A 5,205-nucleotide genomic window follows, 5' to 3' on the forward strand; every position below is an offset into this window, starting at 1 on the left:
CTAGATGCAGCCAACACGGCGGATGCGCTTCGAGACCGTGAAAGTATTGCTCGCAACTCTGAAAACGAGCGGATCGTAGCTCGGGTCAGCGATAGCGTAACCCGACAGTCAATGGGTTACCCCGCCGCAGCGTCGGGTTACGCTGCGCTAACCCGACCTACACCGAATACTTTCATGGTCTCTTCGCTTATCCACACTTCGGTGTTCACGTTGTTTCTGAGCCCTTGCTTAGCCGGTTTTGGAGTTGCCATCGGAGCCATGCAACCGGACACGCCCAACTTGGCGCCGAGCACTCACCCGCCAGCCACCAAGAAACCTGCCAGTACGATGCCAACCTGTCAGAGACCCGATCACTTGGAGCGATTGAGGCTGACACGCCAGCGCAACGCCATTGCACTGACCGCGGATCGGGCGTGGATGCTGCTGGACCCCGCGCTGGGCGTGGCAGTCGCATGCATTCGCGACGCCACGATTTGATCCGCCGGGGGCGTTGGCAACCGGCTGAGGATGATGATGAGGAGGAGGTTTTGAATGATGTTGCGTTCCGCGCTGCGCGCCCGATTCGACGCTGCCTGGCTCTGGCTCTTGCGCCGGGCTCGGCTCCACCCCTGGATCAGCGGCGTGGCGGTGGTGACCGCGGTGCTTGGGCTGAGCGCGTGGGTCGGCTGGCTGCTGAACGGTCTGGGCGAGGATTCGCCGGTCGCCTGGCTGGACAAGGCGTTCACCGTGCTCGGTGCGCTGTCTTTGGCGCTGGGCTGGGCGGTGGCGCTGCCGTTGTACGCGGCCCGGCAGGAGCTGGCGCAGAGCTATCGGCGCGCGGGGGTGCCGATGCAGGGGGCGGGCTTTCGTGCCGCGCTGATCATGGCGGGGCCGGAGCCGCTGATGCAGTGGCATCTGTGCCAGATGCGCTATGCGCGGGCGGAGCTGGTGTGGACGGAGCGCACTCGGGCCGCCGCGGGCGCGGTGCTGGCGAGGTTTCCGGAGACGCGGTGCCTGCATGGGCCCGGCGATGTCAACGAGGAGTGCCTGGCGGACGCCTTCGACCTGCCCACTATCAAGGCCCATTGCCGGCAGCTATTGGCGGAGATGCTCGCCCGCTTCCGCCCGGAGGAGATCTGCGTGGATGTCACCAGCGGCACGGCGGTGATGAGCGTCGGCGCGTTTCAGGTGGCGGAGGAGTTGGGTGTTACGAGCATTTATCTGGTGGGCACGCATCGCTCGGGCAGCGGCCAGCCGCAGATCCGCGCGGGGCACGAGGCGGACGCCGATGAGGGGCAGGTGATCATCCTGTCGGATCATCGCCCGGGCAATCACACCACCGGCAGGCAGGGTGATGGCGGGCGCGGCACCCGGTAGCAGGCGGCGCGAATGCCCCGGGGGGCCGGAAGACAGCCACCGAGCAATAACCTGCATGATGACGGACGCATGATCTACTTGCTGAACACCCCGATCCTGACCGCCTACGGCGAGTTCCGCTTCTCCGGGCCGATTGCGCCGGATGATGCCCGCGCGCGACTCGCCGATGGCTTCTTGTCCGCCGTCGGCCATGCGTCGTCGGCGGCATTCCTGTCGCAATTGCTGGGCATGGCGGTGCCGGTGAACCGCGTCAGCGTCGCGATGGAGGCGGGCGACGCGGCGCTGGTTCTGCGCCTGCGCGGGCGGCTGCCGGAGGGGGCGGTGCTGAGCGCCACGGAGATGGCGCAGGTGCCCTATGAGCTGGGCTGGCTCGAGCGCTTGACGTGACCGCGCTGGCCCGCCTGCCGGCGCCGTTTCGCGCCGAGGACGGCGCTCCCACGGCAGGTGCGGCCCGATCGATCTGCCGAGGGCAGCGCGCGCTCGGCTCGGTATCGAGCCGGTGGATTGGTCATCGATCATGACTCGGCCCCGCCCCGTGGGAGCGCCGTCCTCGGCGCGACGGGCGCCCGGTCGCGGCACCGAGAGTGCCGCTCCCACGGGAGTGCCGCTGCCACGGTGCGGGGGTTGTGGGAGCGCCACTGCTGTTTGTGGCGCGACGGGGGCTGGCTGTTGCGGCGGCTTGGGGGTGTTGGGGTCTGGCGCCCTGGCTTGCCGCCCGGTCGCGGCGCCGTCGCGGCACCGAGAGTGCCGCTCCCACGGGAGTGCTGCTGCCACGCCGGCCTGAATCATGATCAACGCCGTGGCTTGCAACCTTGCGCTGGCGGTGTGCGACGCGCGGATCCGTCAGGCTGCGCAGCCGGTGGCGAGACGTGCCGGCGGTGGTGAACGCCTTGCTGCCCGCGCCTTGTTCACGCGGCACTCCGCCCGCGCCTTATCGGCAGGACCTGACTGATGTGGCAGCCCGTCTCCGGCTTCATTAACGCCTACCTGGACCCGATCGGCATCGTGCTCGGGCTCGTCATCACCTTCCCGGTCATCTGGACATGGTGGGAGGTGAGCCTCGGCCGGCGCCGGCGCGAGCGGCGCCGGTTCCGGGAATTCGCCAACACCTGCCGGGTCATGCTGTGGCAGTACGGCGGCGGCGAGTACACCAGCTTCGGGCCGTTGCGGCTCGCCCGCTGACTGGAGGACACCATGACAGAACATCCAACGCCGGCACGTGACGCGGCAGCGACACCGATCCACCTGCTGCTCATCTCCGCCCAGGCGACGCCCAACCTCACCCCGGCGCTGGACCCGGACGTGCGCCCGGCGCGGGTGGTGCTGCTGGTGAGCCCGGACATGGCGCGGCGGGCGGCCTGGCTGGAGTCGGTGCTGGCGCCGCGCGGGGTGCGCGTGACGCACTGGCCCATCGACGATGCCTGGGACCTGGAGCACATCCAGTTCCGGGTGCTGGAGCTGCTGGAGGCGGAGCGTGCGGCGGCAGACGCCGGCGCCCTCGCGCTCAACGCCACCGGCGGCACCAAGCCCATGGCCATCGCCGCGTTCGACGTGTTCCGCGCCTACGGCCTGCCGGTGTACTACGTGCACCCGGAGCAGGACCGGCTCATCTGGCTGCAGCCGGCGGAGCGCGCCAACCATGCGCTGGCGAACCGCGTCGGGCTGGACGACTTTCTGGCCGCGCACGGCTCGCGCGTGGAAGGCCGCGTGGACGACGCGGTTCCGGCGCCGCGCCGGGCGCTGACGGACTGGCTGGTGGCCGAGAACGAGCGCATCGGCCGCCCGCTCGGCACGCTCAACTACCTGGCCAATGCCGCGGAGCGCACGCTGCGCTCGCCACCCATCGACGCGGACCGCATGCGCGATGCGGACTTCGGCGCCCTGGTGAGGCGCTTCGCCGACGCGGGGCTGCTCGGCATCGACCATGACCGGCTGGTGTTCCCGGACGAGGAGGCCCGCTTCTACGCCAACGGCGGCTGGCTGGAGGGCCACGTCCACGCCTGCCTGCGCGAGTTGCGCGCGGCCCTGCGCGCGACCGAAGACGAAGCCGCCGGCGCGGCGCCGCGGCAGATCCAGGACCTGGCCCGCTCGCTGCGCATCCAGCGCGAGACGGCCCGCGGCGACCTGGTGCCAAACGAGATCGACGTCGCCTGCCTCGCCGAGAACCGGCTCTACCTGGTGGAGTGCAAGACGCGCAATTGGCGCGGCGCCAACGCGCCCGACCCCGGTGCCGACGCCCTCTACCGCCTCGATGCCCTGGGCGATCTGCTCGGCGGCCTGCAAGCCAAGGCCCTGCTGGTGAGCTACCGCGAGCTGCCCGCCCACGTGCTGCGCCGGGCGGCGGACCTGCGCATCCGCGTCTGCGCCGGCCGCCGGCTGCCGGAGCTGCCCGCGGCGCTCCGGGCGTGGATCGGCGCGGGCTGAGCGCGTGCTCCGAGATGCGCCATCGCCGCCGCCGTGCACGACTGAAACGTCGCGGATGGATGAGCAAAGAGGCCGTGAAAGCGTTGCTCGCAACGCCGAAAACACGCGGATCGTAGATCGGGTTAGCGATGGGGCAGCTGGACAAACAATGGCTTACGGACGCCCGTCGTCGGGTTACGCTGCGCTAACCCGACCTACACCGACTACTTTCACAGTCTCTCCAGCGTGGGAGCAAGAGCGGACGCTCCGCGTCCCGGGCGCTTCGACACCAGGTGGCCGAAACAATGGTCAAGGCCGTCGTTGCCGGCAAAAAAAACGCAACCTTGCAAACCCGGAACCGGCGTCATGACACGCCCAGGATCACGGAATGTCACAACGCAAGCTCTACATCGCCGCCTACGACATCGCCGATGACGGCCGCCTGCGCGACGCCCTGAAACTGCTCAAGGGCTACGCCAGCGGCCGGCAGAAGTCGGTGTTCGAGTGCTTCCTCTCGCCCGCCGAGCGCGCCGCGCTGCTGGCCGGCACGCGCGGCATCCTGGACCCCGTCGAGGACCGCTTCGCGCTGCTGCGCCTGGAGCCGCGCGGCAAGTGCCGCGTGCTCGGCCGTGCCGTGAAGCCGGCGGACCCGCCCTGGTTCTATGTTGGATGACGGCCACCGCCGCGGAGGGCATCCATGAGCACCCTGTATCTCGACCGGCGCGACCTGGCGCTGAAGCTGGAAGGCAACGCCCTGGCGGTCTACGCCGGCGAAGCGCGCCGTGGCACCGTGCCGCTGCACCTGCTCGACACCGTCGTCATGCACAGCGCCGTCACCCTGCAGAGCAGCCTGCTGGCGCGGCTGGCGGACGCCGGCGTCGGCATCGTCGCCTTCGGCGGCCGCAACGCCGGCAAGACCGCCCTGGTGCACGGCAAAGGCCACAACGACGGCGCGCGGCGCGTCGGCCAATACCAGCGCTATCAGGACGCCGGCTGGTGCAGCGCCTGGGCGCGGCGGCTGGTGCGCGGCAAGCTGCACCGCCAGCAGCGGCTGCTGCGCCGCGCACTGGCCGAGCGGACGGACCTGCGCCATCCACTGCACCAGGCGCTGGAGCGGCTCGGCGCCGCCCGCGCCCGGCTGCGCGCCGAGCCGACACTGGACATGGACACCCTGCGCGGCGTCGAGGGCGCCGCCGCGGCGGCCTACTTCGCGGGCTTCACACACCTCTTTGCGCCCGCCCTCGGCTTCGCGGGCCGCAACCGCCGCCCGCCCAAGGACCCGGTCAACGCCGCGCTCTCGCTCGGCTACACCCTGCTCCACTACGAGGCGGTGCGCGCCTGCCACATCGCCGGGCTCGACCCGATCATCGGCTTCTATCACCGGCTCGACTTCGGCCGCGAGTCGCTGGCCTCGGACCTCATCGAGCCGCTGCGCCCAGCCGTGGA

Annotated in this window: 6 protein-coding genes; all 6 read left to right on the forward strand. The window is 70.3% G+C overall.

Annotation, left to right across the window (positions count from 1 at the left end; all coding sequences use genetic code 11):
* The first annotated feature begins 531 nt into the window (after positions 1-531).
* A complete protein-coding gene (locus tag LJE69_RS05205) occupies positions 532-1,356 on the forward strand; it encodes a hypothetical protein (protein WP_296922191.1) in 825 nt (274 codons plus the stop codon).
* 69 nt (positions 1,357-1,425) lie between these two features.
* Entirely contained in the window at positions 1,426-1,743 is a 318-nt protein-coding gene (locus LJE69_RS05210) for a DUF1874 domain-containing protein (protein WP_296922193.1), read from the forward strand.
* 564 nt (positions 1,744-2,307) lie between these two features.
* Positions 2,308-2,538, forward strand: a complete 231-nt coding sequence (locus LJE69_RS05215) for a hypothetical protein (protein WP_296922194.1) — start codon at positions 2,308-2,310, stop codon at positions 2,536-2,538.
* A 12-nt stretch (positions 2,539-2,550) separates the two neighbouring features.
* Positions 2,551-3,780, forward strand: a complete 1,230-nt coding sequence (locus tag LJE69_RS05220; RefSeq protein ID WP_296922197.1) for a DUF1887 family CARF protein — start codon at positions 2,551-2,553, stop codon at positions 3,778-3,780.
* 367 nt (positions 3,781-4,147) lie between these two features.
* Positions 4,148-4,432, forward strand: a complete 285-nt coding sequence (cas2, locus tag LJE69_RS05225; RefSeq protein ID WP_296922198.1) for a CRISPR-associated endonuclease Cas2 — start codon at positions 4,148-4,150, stop codon at positions 4,430-4,432.
* Between the two features lie 24 nt (positions 4,433-4,456).
* A partial coding sequence (gene cas1, locus LJE69_RS05230; RefSeq protein WP_296922200.1) for a CRISPR-associated endonuclease Cas1 occupies positions 4,457-5,205 on the forward strand: 749 nt, incomplete at its 3' end.

The organism is Thiohalocapsa sp., assembly GCF_022340605.1.
Classification (GTDB): domain Bacteria; phylum Pseudomonadota; class Gammaproteobacteria; order Chromatiales; family Chromatiaceae; genus Thiohalocapsa.